Source organism: Flavobacterium sp. DG2-3, from assembly GCF_030730925.1.
In the GTDB taxonomy this organism is placed as follows: domain Bacteria; phylum Bacteroidota; class Bacteroidia; order Flavobacteriales; family Flavobacteriaceae; genus Flavobacterium.
This window is the reverse complement of the sequence record NZ_JAVAMB010000008.1, coordinates 249,154-264,059: the sequence shown is the minus strand read 5'-3', so window position 1 is coordinate 264,059 and position 14,906 is coordinate 249,154. Positions and strand designations below refer to the sequence as shown.

Here is a 14,906-nt window from a genome sequence, read left to right as displayed (position 1 = left end):
AAAAGAATCCGAAGGATTCAAATCTTTATAGCACATAATTCCCACCGAAGATATGTGACTCCGAAGGAGTCATACTCAGACGAAACATAAAATTCTATAAACATTTGAATCCTTCGGATTCTTTTGCTTTACACAAATTGCATTTTTAAATAAGTATACTCAAGGAGTTACTGTATTTATCTCTTTTATAAATTCAAGAATTTCTTCTGTATTTAAAATAAAATCTGGAGCGGTGTGCAAAATGGCATTATTGGGCATAAAAGACATTTCTGCAGAAAGCGGATTTTGTACAACTGTAATTCCACCAGCTGCTTTAATGGCTCTTAATCCGACTGTTCCGTCAGAATTGGAACCTGAAAGTAAAATTCCGACCAACTGATTACCATATATTTCTGCAGCCGACTCAAAAGAAACATCTATACTTGGTCTGCTGTAGTTTATTTTTTCTGAAGTGTCTAATGACAATGTTTCGTTTTTTTCGAATAGCAAATGGTAATTGGAAGGCGCAATGTAGATAAAGCCTGGTATTAGTTTTACTTTGTCTTCTACTTCTTTTACTTGTATCTTAGATTTTAAAGCAATTAAAGCTTCTAAAGTTTGTTCGTCTGAGTGTTTTCTGTGAACCACAATTACAATCGCAAAGGAAAGCGGTTTTTCTACAAAAGGCAAAATTTGCAATAATGCCTGTAGACTTCCTGCTGATCCGCCAATTATAACTGCTTTACAATTTTTTATTCTTTTACTTTCCTCCATATTTTCTCTTTAGCAAACTGTTTATATTTGGTTTGAGATATAGAATATTTTATAGTTTCTTTTGTTCCGAGCGCCAAAAAACCAAGAACAGACAAGCTGTCATCAAATAGATTAACGACTCGTTTCTGCAGATTATTATCAAAATAAATTAAAACGTTGCGACACAAAATGAGGTCAAATTCATTAAACGAAGTGTCTGAAACCAGATTGTGCTGCGAGAAGACCATTTTCTCAGAAAGATTTTCGTTAAACTTTGCAAAGCCGTAGTTGGCAATATAATAATCGGAGAAATCCTGCTGACCGCCTGCATCGCGATAATTATCGGCATAATCTTTTATCATTCGCAACGGAAAAATACCGCTTTTGGCCGTTTCTAGCACCGACGCGTTGATGTCTGTTGCATACAATATCGATTTATGCAGCAAACCCGCTTCTTTGAGCATAATCGCCATAGAATACACTTCTTCTCCTGTAGAACATCCTGCATGCCAGATACGGATAAATGGTTTGGTTCCCAACAATGGAAGGATTTCTTTGCGGAGGGTGAGGTAAAATGACGGATCACGAAACATCTCAGTTACGTTAACCGTTATTTCATCAATCATTCTTTTGCAATATTCTGGATCAGTACGGACTTTAGATAGAAACTCATGAAAATGTTTAAATCCATCTAAATAAAAAACGCGGTTTACGCGTCTTTTAAGCGAGGCTCTGGAATAGCTTCCAAAATCAAAACCGTAATATTCGTAAACATCATTTATAAGAGTTTCTAATTCAATATCTTCAATCATAATTCATTTAAATTTCTTCTAAAATCCGAAGTAATTTATCAACATCTACTGGTTTTGAGATGTAGGCATCTGCTCCTGCTTCTATACATTTTTCTCTATCTCCTGACATGGCCTGTGCCGTTACGGCAATTACCAATGTCGATTTTTGTGATGGAATTTCCTTTATAAGCGGAATTGCCTCGTAACCATCCATTTCCGGCATCATCATATCTATTAAAACTGCATCTATAGATGAGTCTTCTTTTAATATTTTTAGAGCTTCTTCGGCGCTTAGACAAGATACACAGTCATACGATTTTGCTTTTAAGGTATTTACCAAAGCAAAAATATTCCTAGAATCATCATCTACTATCAATACGCGTTTTTTTCCCATTTACAGCTTTTTAAAATTAGATTTTATCATACAGCCACACTCTCAACAACGATAATAACTGGTCTACATCTACAGGTTTTGTAATATAATCTGAGGCTCCTGCCCTAATACATTTTTCCCTGTCGCCAGTCATAGCTTTGGCCGTTACAGCTATCACTGCTAAGTTAAGAAATTTAGGATTACTTCTTATCTTTTCGGCTGTTTCATAACCGTCCATATTTGGCATCATCATATCGAGCAATACCACGTCTGTGTCTGGATTTTCATCTAAAATTTTAATGGCTTCTTTTCCGTCAAAAGCCGTAATTACATTCATTTTAAATGCTTCTAAAGCTTTCGAAAGAGAATATATATTTCGTACATCATCATCTACAATTAATACTTTTTTCTCAAACAGAATATTATTCAGCGAATTCAGCTTTTTGTGGTTTTCTTTTTTAGCGTTTCCTTCTTTCTTTTCTTCTACCAAATGAAGGAAAAGTGAAACCTCATCAAGCATTCTTTGATACGAATGTGCCGTTTTAACGATAATAGAATCGGCGTATTTTCTAATTTTTAATTCTTCTTTTACTGATAAACTTTTTCCTGTAAAGACAATTACGGGCAGATTTTCTAATCCTGGGCTTTTCTTCACGCCATCCAGAATTTCGTAAGCCTGTTTGTCTGGAATTCCCATATCCAAAATCACGCAGTCTACTTCTTCTTTGCCCAAAGCCGATAATCCTTCCGAAACTTCGCTTTTAATTTCAGAATTAATATTATAGTTTTCTAAGAAATAAGCCAATGCTTTTGCATGTTTCGGGTTGTCTTCAATAATTAAAACCTTCTGAGATTCTTTGTTGATGATATGTTCGATACGTGTAAAAACTTCTGGAATCTTGTCAAATGCCACTGGTTTATCTAAGAAATCTACAGCTCCTTTCAGCAGACTTTCTTGTTTCAATTTGTGCGATGACATGATGTGTACCGAAATATGCTTGGTTTGAGAATGATTTTTCAATTCTTCCAAAACCTGCCAGCCGCTCTTAATTGGCAGCTCGATATCCAACAAAATTCCGATTGGCTTGTAGATTAAAGCAAAATTCAAAGCATAATCTCCTCTTACCGCGACAACGCCTTTATAGCCTTTTTTCTGCGTAAAAGCCAGCAATGATTTAGCAAAACTAATATCGTCTTCTACAATCAAGATCACTTTATCGCCTTCTACAATCGAATCTCTATCATCTTCAATTTCTGCTGGTATAACCTCGCTAATGTATTTTGGCTTGTTATCTGTTTCTTCTGTTACTTCTTCAAAAACTTCTTCTTCCTGTCTAGTATTAACCGAAATTTTATTTAAAGCCATTCCCAAAACCGGAAGACACAATGTAAACGTACTTCCTTCATTTACTTTACTGTGCAATGTAATTTCTCCGCGAAGCAGTTTTGCCAATTCACGGCTAATTGATAATCCTAAACCTGTTCCTCCGTATTTACGTTTCGTTGAACCATCTGCTTGTTGGAAAGCTTCAAAAATTAGTGGCTGTTTTTCTAACGGAATTCCGATTCCAGTATCTTTTACAATGAAGCAAATCTCTTTGTCGTTATCCGAATTTACTTTTATTTCGAGGCTTACTGTTCCTTTTTCAGTAAATTTAATAGCATTCGAAATCAGGTTTTTCAGAATCTGCTCCAAACGCATTTTATCTGTTTTGATAACGATTGGCGCTTCTTTAGCAATGATTTCAAAATTGATGTTTTTCTCTTTTGCAATCAGATAAAATAAATTATGAAGACTGTCTGTAATTTCTTTTGTCGAAACATCCAAGAATTCCAGATCCATTTTACCCGCTTCAATTTTAGATAAATCCAGAATTTCGTCAATTAATCCTAACAAACTGTTTCCTGAACTCTGAATTACTTTTGCAAATTCAATTTCTTCATTGTTCATCGTTTGGTTGTTATTTTCAGATAGCAAACGGCTCAATAATAAAATCGAGTTCAGCGGCGTTCTCAGCTCGTGCGACATATTCGCCAAAAATTCTGATTTGTAGCGTGTTGTTAATTCTAAAGCTTCTGATTTTTTCTGAATTTCTGTATTTTTTTCTTCTAATAAAACACTTCTTTCAGACAATTCCTCGTTGGTCTGCTCCAATTCTTCCTGTTGCACGCGAAGTTCTTCTTCTGATGCCTGCAGTTTTTCAGTTTGCGCTTCCAATTCAGCATTTATAGCTTCCAATTCGCTGTGCTGAATCTGCAATTCTTCTGACTGTGATTTGGTTTCTTCCAGAAGTTCTAAAACGCGTTTACGGTTTTGAGTCGCTTTTAAAGCAATTCCGATATTGTTGGCCACTAAGTTTAAAAATTCCAATTGCAGTACAGAAAAGCCATAAATACTGGCCAATTCAACCGCTCCTTCAATTTTAAAGTCCATTAGCGGAAGCGCCACTATATGCGTTGGTTTGATTTCTCCCAATGCATAATTGATCTGAATATTATCTGCTGAAAATGATTTCAATTCGAGCATTTTCCCAGAAACGATTGCCTGCCCAATTAAACCTTCGCCTTTTTTAATTCTTTCTCTGCTTTTGCTCGGAATATAGCTGTAACCGCCCGAAATAGCCATTTCTTCTCCATCAACAACATACAAAACTCCGGCGCTGGCATTGGTATATTGGCACAAAAACTCTATGATATCTTTAGATAATTTCTGAATCGTTTTTTCGCCCAACATTTTATCATTCAGAGTGGCAACACCCGACTGAAGCCATTCTTTTTGCGTCAGCAAGTCGAAAGACGTTTTTAACGAATCTTTCATTTCATGTATAGAAGCTCCAAGAGCGCCCAATGTATCGGCTTTTCTATCATCAATCTGAACATCGTAATTTCCTTTGGTAATTTGGGCTGCAATTCCGCCAATTACTTGAAGTCTTTCTGCTATATCTTTGTCTTTTCTTTCTAATTCTTTCTGCAGTAAAGTTCTTTCGTTATAATCTTTTAAAATCCTGATTAAGAAAACAATAGAAATAAGAAAAGCAATAAAAAAGGCCACTACAATTAAAGCTAAACTGTAATTACCGTAACGTTCTGAATTTGAATTGCGTTCTTCTAAAAGTTTCTGTTCTGTATTTTCAACTTTTTTGATGATCGCTCTCATGTCGTTCATCATATTTCGGCCTTCATTCAAGTCGAAAATGAGGGTTTCTTTGCTTAAGCGTTTTTTTACAATCTGATTGTTTAGATACTTAAAGAAACCGGAACGTTTCTCACGCAATTCGTCTAGTAATTTTCTTTGCGAAGGATTATCAGTCGTCAGTTCGTCCAATTTGTCAAAGTAATTATTTGATCTATTTTCAGCATCCGAAAATCGATCTACAAACTGTTCGTCGCCCGTAAGCAGATACCCTCTCATACTGGTTTGGGCTTCGGTAATAATAGAAGAACCTTCGTTTAGGTTGTAAATTACGTCTTGAGTATGATTGACCCAAAAATTACTGCTTAATAGACTTTTAATACTAATAAAAGAAGCAACCGAACTAATTGTAAGTACAAACAGTGAAACTAGCGAGCTGATTAATAAATTTCTTTTAAAATTACCATTCATATATTTCTAAATTATTTTAATTCGTATTTCAAAGGTAGCACAATTATAAAACTTGCGCCCTCGCCTGGTTTACTTTTAGCTGTGATAAGTCCGTTGTGTTTTTCTATAATTTTTTTGGCGATTGCCAGTCCAATTCCCGTTCCTTCATAAGATTGGCGGTCATTTAAACTTTGGAAAATGATAAAAATTCGATCCAGATAAATTTCGTCAAAACCAATTCCGTTGTCTTTGACCACAATTCGGCAAAATTTACCTTCAGGAGAACTCGGACTGTCAATTGCTTTATCTAAAATGATTTCAGAAGTTATTTCGATTACAGCTTTATCATCGCTAGAAAATTTCAGGGCATTTCCAATTAGATTCTGGAAAACCTGACGCATCTGACTCGGAATACTATCTACGGTTGGAAGTTCGTTGGTTTTTATCGTAGCATTTTTGCGTTCGATCAAATAATCAAAATCTCCCAATACTTCCTGCAATACCACATTTAAATCGGTTTTTTCAGGTTTTACCTGAGCCGAAAGTCTAGAATATGCCAGAAGATCGGTAATTAAAGTTTGCATTCTTTCTGCGGATTTTATCGTTCGATCCACATAATCGATAGCTTTGTCGTCTGCTTTTAAGTAAAGGTCTTTTATAATTTTGATAAAGATTTGAATTTTTCTAATTGGCTCATTTAAATCGTGCGATACTACCCAAGAAAACTGCTGTAATTCGTGATTTCTAAGTTCTAGTTCTTCATTTTTCTGAACCAGTTCTTTTGTTCGCTCCGCAATTTTAATTTCAAGGTTGTCCTGCGCTTCTTTTCTAATTTTTATTTCTTTAGAGAGCAGGTCTTTCATCGCTTTCAGTTCGTTTTGCTGCTCGTAAATTTTAATGAAGGTTTTTACTTTGAGTATCAGCAAATCGCTATCTACAGGCTTCGTAATGTATTCAACAGCACCTGTTTCATAACCTTTAAAGATATATTTTTTCTCGGTATTAAGTGCCGAAAGAAAGATAACGGGAATATCTTTTGTGCGTTTGTTTCCAGAAAGAATTTTTACTACCTCAAATCCATCGAGTCCTGGCATTTGAACGTCCATGATGATGAGACAATAATCTGTTTTTAGGATTTTTTTGAGAGCTTCTTCTCCAGATTCGGCACTATCAACATCGATATTATGCAGCTCTAATGTTTTCTTCAGGGCAATAATATTGGCCCTTATATCGTCTACAATTAATACCATGTCGGATAGCTAAATCGATTGTAATTCAAAATAATTTGTTTTTTAAATAATCGTAAAAATTTTCCTATTTTTTACACGAATTGCAAAATGAGCTGCAAAAAATTGGCGCGGAAATTCTCAAATGTATAAAAAAAATAACGGGCAGGTTTTTTATTTAAATCGAAAATAGTTACAAAATTCCCATCTTTTGTATTTCAATTGAATATTCTGGGTGATTGCTAACTTATTAGAAATTTCCTATTAGTATCAGTATTGGATAAAACCCATGTATTTTCATCACAATTGCCATTTTGTTTTTAATTGAGGCAAACAAAATATCTTTTAAGACAATCGAAATTTTAGTTAAGAGCTAATTTTAAATAGCATAAAAGCCTAAAAAAAAGAATCATGAAAAAGAAACAGACATTTCCCGAACAAAAACAAAATCTTCCGGGAAACGAACATAAAATGAATCCCGAACCCGAAATTATTCGAGAGAATTATACTGGAAGCGGTAAATTATTAGGAAAAACAGCTTTTATTACTGGAGGCGACAGCGGTATCGGAAGAAGTGTTGCTGTACATTTTGCAAGAGAGGGCGCTAATATTGCCATTGTGTATTTAAAAGAAGATAAAGATGCTCTTGAAACCAAAGCTATGATTGAAAAAGAAGGGCAGCAATGTCTTTTGATAAGCGGAGATTTGAAAGATGAAAAATTTTGTCAGACCGCAGTAAAGAAATGCCATACTACTTTTAAAAGCCTAAATATCCTGGTGAATAATGCTGCCACTCAATTTCCGCAAAAAGAATTGGAAAAGATTACGAGTGCACAGCTTAAAAAGACATTTGAGACTAATATTTATCCTTATTTTTATATTACTAAAGCTGCATTGGCATTCTTAAAAGAAGGCGATGCGATTATCAATACCACTTCTGTAACTGCTTTTCGCGGAAGCGAACACTTAGCTGATTACGCGAGTACCAAAGGAGCGATTGTAAGTTTTACACGTTCTCTTTCTACTATGCTGGCGAAGAAAAAAATCCGCGTTAATGGCGTTGCTCCTGGACCAATTTGGACGCCTTTAATCGTAGCAAGCTTTGATAAATTATCTGATTTTGGAAAAGACAATCCAATGGAAAGAGCCGGTCAGCCTTCTGAAGTAGCCCCGGCGTATGTTTTTCTGGCTTGCGAAGACAGCAGTTACATTACAGGGCAATTTATTCATATAAACGGTGGGGAGCTTGTGGGCTGAGTTTTTTAAGCCACTAAGGTGCTAAGATGCTAAGCTACTAAGTTTTTTACTATGCGCATATTTTAACGCAAAGAGCGCAAAGGTTTTACGCAAAGTACGCTGAGGATTTTTTAGTGTTTGCTAGCAAAATTAAGAACGCAAAGCTTTTCTATTTTTTGTCAAAAATACCAAATCAGACATATAACCAGCTTTAAAATAAACTTTGCCCCTTTGTCTCTTTGCAACTCTGTCACTTAAAAATAAAAAAAAATGAACTACATCGACATCATAGGACTTTTTGCGGGAGCTTGTATTACAATATCTACAATTCCGCAAATTATAAAGGTTTGGAAAACCAAGAAAGTAAAAGAAATTTCGCTTCGAATGTTCAGTATTTTAACGTTCGGAATCTCAGTTTGGATTGTTTACGGGATTCTAAAAAAAGATCTTCCAATAATTATTACAAACAGCATTTCTTTGGTCTTAAATTTAATCATGGTTTATTTTATCATTTACTATGAAAAAGAATAAGTCCTAAAAAGAAAAAAACAGCTCGATCGAAGCTGTTTTTTTGAAAGTGAAGAATATGGTATGCTTACTAGCTAGCTAATTTTTGGTTGTATCGATCTAATTCCAAATTGTATTTTCGAGATTGCAAGTTTCGCTTTAAAAAATGTACTGGCGCTGCAATTGCAGTTAATTTGATAGGCGATAGTTTTTTGATTTCGTCTAATTGTTTTACTGCAAAGTTTAAAATAGGCTCAAACATTGTAAAATAATTATAACTATGTTGCGCTATCTCTAATTCTAAAACCTCACGAAGAATACTTCTCATTAACAAATAACGAATTGCTCCTTGATTTGGAATTCTTTTAAGTTCCTGAAATTTCTCCCCTATTTTATGATTTTCATCTCCTATGTAAATATAATTTCCAGAATTGCTTGTAAATATTTTTTTTACCTGAGAAACAAAATCAATTTCTTTATTTTCAATTGTTGTTGGCATTCCGATTATAGAGAATTGAATTTGCTGATGACTCTGAAAATACAATACACTGTTGATCGTAGAAGAATTGCTCATAATACCCGATTGCTGTTTTTTAAGACAATGAGTAGCTCCATCGGCACCAAAACTATGCAATACATTTCCTTTTTCGCAATACGCAAAAAACACAGGCGAAAACGGATTAGATTCAATACTTAAACTAACTTCCTGATTAAAAGTCAAGTCAAAATTTAAATACGTCATTTCTTTTTCAAAACGAACTCCAGAAATGCTTCCGTTTGCCCATTTCGATTTAAATATCAATTTGTATTCGTTGGCAGTAATCAATAAGTCACCGCCGAAACTCTCTTTCAGATTAGTAAAAACAGCATCAAAGCTTCCTGTATTTAAGTAAAGTTTTTTCATTATTTCGGTTTGGTTAATAAAGCGGGAATTTGTACAAAACTCACCTTTGATTGTTATCTCAATTTCTTAATCCAAATTTCGTTCATATTGTCAGTCAATTCCTTATACAATTTTGAGGAGATATTTCATAATTTTTACTTAAGTTGCTAAGGTGCTGAGATTCTAAGGTTCTAAGTCACGTAGTAGCTCAGCACCTTAGTAACTTAGAAGCTCAAAAAAAAAGCAGCTGCTCCAAATAAATTTGAAACAACTGCTCATCAGCAAAATAAAAATACCAATCTATTTTTATTCTTTTAAGGTGTTAAGATTTTGAGCTTCTACGACAGTAAGAATAGTACTTAGCATCTTAGTACCTTAGCAACTCAGAAGCTTAGAAGCTTTTTTACGTTAACTCGTTTACGTCTGAATTTTTAGAGTAATTGGCTTTCGGAATGTCTTTAAAAAATTCTGCTTCTTCTAAATCTGCCGTTGGGCCGTATCCTAATAAATGAGTTCCTTTTCCTCCGTCTTTAGTTTCGATAATATATAAAATCGACATATCATCTGGATCACTCATTCCTTCATAGCGATGATGTGCCACAATAAATATGTCTTCTGGTTTATAAGATACTTTACTTTGAGAATCTATCAGGCGGTCATTTTCAAATAAATAATTTACTATATATCCTTCCTCCTGATATCTTTTTATATTATCGGTTTCGTGTTTAGAATCTTCCCTTTTCATTGCTTTTTATTTTTATCTTTTATTCAAATTTCCGCATAGAAAAATGATAAAATTAACTCTAACGATTTTAATCTTGCCTCATTCAAAATCGCATTTCTGCGGATATTTATTTTTTACTAATTTTAATAAAGCTTAATCTAAAAAAACAAACATTACCGATTTAAAGTAATGAAAAACGACCTGTTAAACAGGAACATAAAAATACAATTTGAATGAGTTACAACAATTATGATTTTTTGGCCAATGGAGGAGAAATGGGTGAACTTATCCGTGTCAAAGATTGGAATAAAACAGCTATGGGACCAGTTGAATCTTGGCCTCAAAGCCTCCGTACTACTTTAGGAATTCTTCTAAACTCTAAATTTCCTATGTTTTTGTTTTGGGGGCCAGATCATATTTGTTTCTACAATGATGCCTATCGTCCTAGTTTAGGAAATAATGGCAAACATCCTTCTATTCTGGGAGAAAAAGGTGCCGATTATTGGCCTGAAATCTGGAATTTTATTAAACCTCTCATAGATCAGGTATTGCAAAAAGGCGATTCGACTTGGCATGAAGATCAATTATTGCCTATATATAGAAATGGAAAATTGGAAGATGTGTACTGGACATTTAGCTATAGTCCTGTACATGATGAGAATGGAAAAGTAGCTGGAGTTCTCGTAATTTGCAATGAGACAACCCATCAGGTTTTGACGCATACTAGGCTTGAAGAAAGTGAAAAACGTTTTAAAGACATTGTAAAACAGCTTCCAGTCGGAATTGGAATTCTAAAAGGTCCAGATCTGATTGTGGAAATGGCAAATGAAACGTATCTTCATATTATTGATAAAGAGGAAAACGAAATTTTAAACAAACCCATTTTTGATTCGGTTCCAGAAGCAGAGGAAACGGTTTTTCCTTTACTAAAGAAAGTCTATGAAACTGGAATTCCGTATTATACTGACGAATTACCAGTTAATTTAAATCGTTATAACAAGCAAGAATTAGGCTATTTTAATCTCGTTTTTTATCCGTTAAAAGATGAAAATGAAATTATTAACGGCGTTATTGTTGTCTCTTATGAAGTTACTGAAGAAGTAAAAGGAAGGCATCTTCTTAAAGAAAGCGAAAAAGCTTTTCGCGATATTGTAATTGACTCGCCAATTGCAATGGCGATCTTTAGAGGTAAAGATTTTATTATCGAAATGGCCAATAAAGCAATGATGTACAATATCTGGCAAAAGGAAGAAAAAGATTGTATTGGCATTCCTTTATTAGAAGTTTTTCCTGAATTGCAACAGCAAAAATACCCTGAATTACTGCAGGAAGTTTTGATAAACGGAAAAACAATTCGCGAAAATGAAGCCGTTGCTTATGTTGATATTAATGATAAATTAAAGAAATTCTATCTCGATTACCAATACACTCCACTCTACGAAAAAGACCGAAAGGCTTCGGGAATTATGTGTACTGTATATGACGTCACTTCTAAAGTAAAAGCTAGAAAAAAAGTGGAAACTGCAGAAGAGAGGGTTCGATTGGCAGCTGAAATTGGCGAAATTGCGATGTGGGATTTAAATCTTAAAACTAAAAAACTAATCTACAGCGATACTATTCTCGACATTTTTGGCTTTGAGAAAAACAGCAAAATTGTACATCAAGATATTCGAAGCCGCATATTTCCAGAAGATGAACATATTGTTGCTGAAGCTTTTGCTAAAGCGCTTAAAAATGGAATTTATAAATATGAAGCTCGAATTTTAAAAGTAAACAATTCTATTGGCTGGATTAAAGTTCATGGTAAAATCTTTTTTGATGAAAATAAAGAGCCCTCTAAAATGGTCGGCACTTTAATGGATTTTACTACCGAAAAACAAAATCAGCATGTTTTGATGAAAAGTGAAAAAAAATTCAGGCTCCTCGCCGACTCTATGCCACAGCTTATCTGGACGAGTGATACGCTGGGAAATTTAAATTATTTTAATCAAACGATTTACAATTATTCTGGATTGTCTAAAGAAGAAATTGAGAAAAATGGCTGGCTTCAGATTGTGCATCCTGACGATCGAGAAGAAAATGTCAAACTCTGGATGGAATCGGTTAAAACAGGACATGATTTTCTTTTTATTCACCGATTTAAGCGTTATGATGGCGAATACAGATGGCAGCTTAGCCGTGCAATTGCCCAAATGGACGAGTCGGGAAAGATTCAAATGTGGGTGGGAACAAGCACGGATATAGAAGAGCAAAAAAACTTTACCAATCAGTTGGAAGAACAAATTATTGAACGTACCACGCAGCTGGAATTGAAAAACCGCGATTTGGTCAATATGAATATCGAACTGCAGTCGTTTGCTTATATTTCTAGCCATGATCTTCAAGAGCCTTTGAGAAAAATCCAAACTTTTGCTAGCCGATTGGCCGATTTGGATGAACAGAATATTTCGGCAAATGCCAAAGCGTATTTAAATAGAATTGAGTTTTCGGCAAAGAAAATGCAGAATCTCATACAAGATTTATTGACTTATTCTAGAGCCAATTCTGCCGACCGTGTTTTTTCGAGAGTTAAAATAGATGAAGTTGCAGAAGAAGTAATAAGCGATTTTTCGGATCGAATTGAAGAAAAAAATGCTGTTGTAGAATATCACGATTTAGGAGAAGCCACTCTTATACAGTTTCAGTTTAGACAGCTGCTTCATAATCTGGTCGAAAATGCGTTGAAGTTTTCTCGTCCAGGCGTTGCCCCAATAGTAAAAATTTCGGTTACTGAAGTGGAAGGGAAATTATTGCCGAATGCTGAATTTAAAGATAAAATCTATCATCATCTTCAAGTTACAGATAACGGAATCGGTTTTGAATTGGAGTACAAAGAAAAAATCTTTGAAGTTTTTCAGCGCTTGAATACGGAAAGCGAATATCGCGGAACGGGAATTGGTCTTGCCATTGTCAAGAAAATCGTAGAAAACCATAAAGGTTTTATAACGGTTTCTAGTGAAAAAGGCAAAGGTTCGGTTTTTAATATTTACATTCCCGATTTATCTGAAATTAGTATCTAAAAACAAAATTAGATTGGTTCGGAATAAATTTTTGCCAGTCAATTTGCATAGCGTGCTCAATTGATTTTATAATGTCATTCATTAAAATGGGTTTCGTAATAAAGCAATTGGCACCTAGCTTACGGCATTTTTCGATAATACTAGGTTCGCTTGAAGTAGAATAAATTACAACGGGAATATCTTTTCTATAGTCTGAATTTCGAAGCTCTTCTAAAACATCAAATCCATTTTTTCCTGGCATATTCAAATCCAAAAAAACGACATAAGGCGTTGCAGGCGGATTAAAAATGGCATTTAAGAAATTTTCGCCTGCAGAAAATGTTTGAAGATTAATATTTTGAGGTATACTTTCTACGGCATCAGCAAAAATACACAAATCATCTTCGTCGTCGTCAGTATAAAAAATAGTAAAATCACTCATCGTCTTTTTGGCTTAGAAATTTATCTTTCAAAGATAGTGCAATTTTTTATGTAACAAAAAGGTAGTAGCCCAATTTCTTACAAAACGGTATAAATTGAAATCTCATAATTTCTAAGTTGAATTATATAAGCTAAAAAAGGACAAAAAGAGCCAACTTTACTGGTATCTATTTTAAGGCAGATAAAACATTATTTGTCAAACAATTAAATATAAAAAACTTAAAAATATAGCATTATGGGCGATCATAAAGACCTTACAGATGAATTTGCAGTAGATAAAATAAAAGATCTAGCTGAGCATATTAAAACGTGTATGTTTTGTACCTATAAGGAATACAAAATACAATCTCGACCAATGTCGGTTCAGAAAATTGATGATTTAGGACAGCTTTGGTTTTTATCTGACCGAAACAGCGGTCAGAATGCTGAAATTACTCAGAATCCGATGGTAGAAATTTTCTTTGCGGAACCGCACGATAAGTTTTTAACCCTTCACGGTACGGCAACTATTTCGTATGATAGAAAAACTATTGAAGAATTATATAATCCAGCAGTAAAAATCTGGATGCCTGGAGGTGTTGATGATCCGAATCTGAGTGTGATAAAAGTGGTTCCTGAAGATGGTTACTACTGGAACAACAAAAACGGAAAAATGGTAGCGATTGCTAAAATGACAGCCGCTTTAATAACAGGTAAAACAATGGATGACGGAATTGAAGGAAGTCTGAAATTGTAAATTATTGATTTTTTTAACCGCAAAGAGCGCAGAGGTTTACGCAAAGTTCGCAAAGAATTTCCCTGCTCTCTTTGCGGTTATTTTTTTCTTTTGCGCATAATTTTGTTCTCGCAGATTTAAATACTCAATATTGCGCATAATTTTTGTTTCACGCAGATTTAGCAGATAATGCAGATTTTTATTGTGCTGAAGAGATTTTTGCAGATTTATAATCTGCGTAATTTTTTAACTCAAATAAAATCTCCTTGATCTGCTAAATCTGCGGGAAAAATTTTCTTCACTCTGCGTTAATTTTCTGCCACAGATTAGAAAGATTAAAAGGATTAAGAATCTGCATAAATCTTTCAACAGCAACAATAAAATTCCAAAAATCTGCTAAATCTGCGTGAAAAAAATTATTCACAAAGCTACCACACACAGCTTTGCGAACTTATAAACGCCTGCATTAAGTCATCAAAATAAAAAAATCTTTAGCGAACTTTGCGTTAATTTTTTGCCACAGATTAGAAAGATTAAAAGGATTAAGAATCTGCATAAATCTTTCAACAGCAACAATAAAAATTCCAAAAATCTGCTAGATCTGCGTGAAAAAAAATATTCACAAAGCATAAAGGCAACAGCTTTGCGAACTTTTTC

The 14,906-nt window shown here is 34.3% G+C and carries 12 protein-coding genes; 4 read left to right on the top strand and 8 right to left on the bottom strand.

Going from position 1 to position 14,906, the window contains the following annotated elements; translation table 11 throughout:
• Positions 1-159 precede the first annotated feature (159 nt).
• From Q9Q97_RS13610 to Q9Q97_RS13590, 5 genes are read right to left on the bottom strand one after another with little or no spacing between them, the layout of a single operon-like run.
• Positions 160-753: a chemotaxis protein CheB gene (locus Q9Q97_RS13610; protein ID WP_306157926.1), complete on the bottom strand. Its 594-nt coding sequence runs from the start codon at positions 751-753 to the stop codon at positions 160-162.
• Positions 732-1,544, bottom strand: coding sequence for a protein-glutamate O-methyltransferase CheR (locus tag Q9Q97_RS13605; RefSeq protein WP_306157924.1), 813 nt, complete (start codon positions 1,542-1,544; stop codon positions 732-734). Before Q9Q97_RS13605 ends, Q9Q97_RS13610 begins: the two co-directional genes overlap by 22 nt.
• A gap of 7 nt (positions 1,545-1,551) precedes the next feature.
• Entirely contained in the window at positions 1,552-1,917 is a 366-nt protein-coding gene (locus tag Q9Q97_RS13600; protein ID WP_306157922.1) for a response regulator, read from the bottom strand.
• Positions 1,918-1,933: 16 nt separating this feature from the next.
• Positions 1,934-5,500: a response regulator gene (locus Q9Q97_RS13595; protein WP_306157920.1), complete on the bottom strand. Its 3,567-nt coding sequence runs from the start codon at positions 5,498-5,500 to the stop codon at positions 1,934-1,936.
• A gap of 11 nt (positions 5,501-5,511) precedes the next feature.
• A complete protein-coding gene (locus Q9Q97_RS13590; protein WP_306157918.1) occupies positions 5,512-6,729 on the bottom strand; it encodes a response regulator in 1,218 nt (405 codons plus the stop codon).
• Positions 6,730-7,116: 387 nt separating this feature from the next.
• On the opposite strand from Q9Q97_RS13590, the gene Q9Q97_RS13585 reads away from it, so the two are divergent.
• Positions 7,117-7,962: an SDR family oxidoreductase gene (locus Q9Q97_RS13585; RefSeq protein WP_306157916.1), complete on the top strand. Its 846-nt coding sequence runs from the start codon at positions 7,117-7,119 to the stop codon at positions 7,960-7,962.
• Positions 7,963-8,211: 249 nt separating this feature from the next.
• Positions 8,212-8,472, top strand: coding sequence for a SemiSWEET family sugar transporter (locus tag Q9Q97_RS13580; protein WP_306157914.1), 261 nt, complete (start codon positions 8,212-8,214; stop codon positions 8,470-8,472).
• A 67-nt stretch (positions 8,473-8,539) separates the two neighbouring features.
• Here Q9Q97_RS13580 and Q9Q97_RS13575 read toward each other — a convergent pair whose 3' ends face one another.
• Positions 8,540-9,352, bottom strand: a complete 813-nt coding sequence (locus tag Q9Q97_RS13575; protein ID WP_306157912.1) for a hypothetical protein — start codon at positions 9,350-9,352, stop codon at positions 8,540-8,542.
• Positions 9,353-9,734: 382 nt separating this feature from the next.
• Complete coding sequence (locus tag Q9Q97_RS13570) at positions 9,735-10,076, bottom strand: hypothetical protein (RefSeq protein ID WP_306157910.1); 342 nt, start codon at positions 10,074-10,076, stop codon at positions 9,735-9,737.
• Between the two features lie 212 nt (positions 10,077-10,288).
• On the opposite strand from Q9Q97_RS13570, the gene Q9Q97_RS13565 reads away from it, so the two are divergent.
• Positions 10,289-13,114 carry a PAS domain-containing protein gene (locus Q9Q97_RS13565; protein WP_306157907.1) on the top strand — a complete coding sequence of 942 codons (2,826 nt, stop codon included), beginning with the start codon at positions 10,289-10,291 and terminating at the stop codon, positions 13,112-13,114.
• Here Q9Q97_RS13565 and Q9Q97_RS13560 read toward each other — a convergent pair.
• The gene (locus Q9Q97_RS13560; RefSeq protein ID WP_306157905.1) at positions 13,104-13,535 is read right to left on the bottom strand and encodes a response regulator; all 432 of its coding nucleotides are present in this window, start codon (positions 13,533-13,535) and stop codon (positions 13,104-13,106) included. The two genes, Q9Q97_RS13565 and Q9Q97_RS13560, sit on opposite strands and share 11 nt — an antisense overlap.
• A 234-nt stretch (positions 13,536-13,769) precedes the next feature.
• Between Q9Q97_RS13560 and Q9Q97_RS13555 the strand changes: the two genes are divergently transcribed.
• The gene (locus Q9Q97_RS13555; RefSeq protein ID WP_306157903.1) at positions 13,770-14,270 is read left to right on the top strand and encodes a pyridoxamine 5'-phosphate oxidase family protein; all 501 of its coding nucleotides are present in this window, start codon (positions 13,770-13,772) and stop codon (positions 14,268-14,270) included.
• Positions 14,271-14,906: the final 636 nt, after the last annotated feature.

Bases quoted from the DNA above. Each gene is read 5' to 3' on its own strand.
- Q9Q97_RS13610 (WP_306157926.1), bottom strand. From the start codon at position 753: ATGGAGGAAAGTAAAAGAATAAAAAATTGTAAAGCAGTTATAATTGGC.
- Q9Q97_RS13605 (WP_306157924.1), bottom strand. From the start codon at position 1,544: ATGATTGAAGATATTGAATTAGAAACTCTTATAAATGATGTTTACGAA.
- Q9Q97_RS13600 (WP_306157922.1), bottom strand. From the start codon at position 1,917: ATGGGAAAAAAACGCGTATTGATAGTAGATGATGATTCTAGGAATATT.
- Q9Q97_RS13595 (WP_306157920.1), bottom strand. From the start codon at position 5,500: ATGAATGGTAATTTTAAAAGAAATTTATTAATCAGCTCGCTAGTTTCA.
- Q9Q97_RS13590 (WP_306157918.1), bottom strand. From the start codon at position 6,729: ATGGTATTAATTGTAGACGATATAAGGGCCAATATTATTGCCCTGAAG.
- Q9Q97_RS13585 (WP_306157916.1), top strand. From the start codon at position 7,117: ATGAAAAAGAAACAGACATTTCCCGAACAAAAACAAAATCTTCCGGGA.
- Q9Q97_RS13580 (WP_306157914.1), top strand. From the start codon at position 8,212: ATGAACTACATCGACATCATAGGACTTTTTGCGGGAGCTTGTATTACA.
- Q9Q97_RS13575 (WP_306157912.1), bottom strand. From the start codon at position 9,352: ATGAAAAAACTTTACTTAAATACAGGAAGCTTTGATGCTGTTTTTACT.
- Q9Q97_RS13570 (WP_306157910.1), bottom strand. From the start codon at position 10,076: ATGAAAAGGGAAGATTCTAAACACGAAACCGATAATATAAAAAGATAT.
- Q9Q97_RS13565 (WP_306157907.1), top strand. From the start codon at position 10,289: ATGAGTTACAACAATTATGATTTTTTGGCCAATGGAGGAGAAATGGGT.
- Q9Q97_RS13560 (WP_306157905.1), bottom strand. From the start codon at position 13,535: ATGAGTGATTTTACTATTTTTTATACTGACGACGACGAAGATGATTTG.
- Q9Q97_RS13555 (WP_306157903.1), top strand. From the start codon at position 13,770: ATGGGCGATCATAAAGACCTTACAGATGAATTTGCAGTAGATAAAATA.